Here is a 1,299-nt window from a genome sequence, read left to right as displayed (position 1 = left end):
CTTCGGGAGCCGTTGACGGCTTGTTGATCCATACCCGTGAGGGCAACGGCGGCGGACAGGGCCGCCGGCCGCGGAACCGCTCAGGGTGGGCCAGGAAGGCCGCGTTCAAGGTCGCGACCCGCCGGGCGTGGATCTCGACCGCGGAACCGTCGTGCACGGACGCCGGAGTGTGCATGCCGATCCCGGAATGGCGATGCTCGTTATTGTAATACTGGAAGAACTGCCCGCAGAAGACGTTGGCGTCTTCGATGGAACCGAACACGCCAGGGAATGCCGGACAATACTTGAGCGTCTTGAACTGCGCTTCCGAATACGGGTTGTCATTGGATATGCGCGGCCGTGAATGAGACTGATCGATTCCCAGCAATGCGAGCAGGCCAGAGACGGTGTTCGACGTCATCGACGTACCCCGATCGGCATGAATCGCCTCCGGGGCGACCCCGCCGTTGGCCTCGATCGCGTGCTCGATGAACTCCTTGGCGAGGACCCCGCTCTCCGTCGGCCAGATCTCCCACCAGACGGTTTTACGAGAGAAGATATCGATGATGACATACAGCAGATAATAGACGCCGCGCGTTGGGCCTTTCAGTTTGGTGATGTCCCACGACCACACCTGGTTCGGGCCGTCGGCTTCCAGTTCCGGTTTCTTCTTCGCCGGATGGACGGCCTGGGCGCGGCGCTCTCCTACCGTGCCGCGCTCCCGCAGCAGCCGGTACATGGTCGCCTGCGAGCACAGGTAGACGCCCTCGTCCAGCAGGGTGGCCCACACCTGGCCCGGGGACTTGTCGGCGAAGCGGGGCGAGTCCAGCACCGCCAGCACGCGCACCCGCTCTTCCTCCGACAATTCGGCCGGGTGATGGAACGGGCGACGCGGGCCCAGCCGGCGCGGGGCGGGGTTACGGTGCCGGTGCAGCGTGGCCCGGGATCTCCCGAGGACGGCGCACGCTCGGGCGGTTCCGACGGTTTCCTCCATCGCGGGGAAATACTCGTCGACGATCCGGTTCAGCTCTTGCCGGAGTCCGCGCTGCTTGAGATGTCCTGCAGCAGCGCGAATGCTTTTCCCGCGATGTCCAGGGCGGTCCTGGTCTTTCCCAGCTCGCCGGCGAGTCTTTCGTTGCGGGCTTCGAGTTTGGCCGCTTCAGCCTTGAGCTTCTTGTTCTCAGCCCGCAGCAGGGCCATCTCCTCGGCCTCGGCGCTGCGCACGGGCTTTCCCGTCGAGGCGGCCAGGGTGCCGTTTTCGGCCTGCTTTCTCCAGTGCTCGATGTGGGAGTGGTACAGCCGTTCCTTGCGCAGCAGGGC

The 1,299-nt window shown here is 65.1% G+C and carries 1 protein-coding gene and 1 pseudogene; both read right to left on the bottom strand.

Features of this window, described 5'->3' with window-relative positions; all coding sequences use genetic code 11:
* Positions 1 to 973, bottom strand: a 973-nt coding sequence (locus tag IEZ06_RS35775; protein WP_189241103.1) for an IS3 family transposase, incomplete at its 3' end; no start/stop codon positions are given.
* 29 nt (positions 974 to 1,002) lie between these two features.
* Positions 1,003 to 1,299 (bottom strand): annotated as a pseudogene (locus tag IEZ06_RS35770) (hypothetical protein); the annotation flags it as partial.

It is taken from the genome of Planomonospora antibiotica, assembly GCF_014647955.1.
Taxonomy (GTDB): Bacteria; Actinomycetota; Actinomycetes; order Streptosporangiales; family Streptosporangiaceae; genus Planomonospora; species Planomonospora parontospora.
The sequence above is the reverse complement of the archived record's forward strand: the minus strand, read 5'-3'. Positions and strand labels throughout refer to the sequence as shown.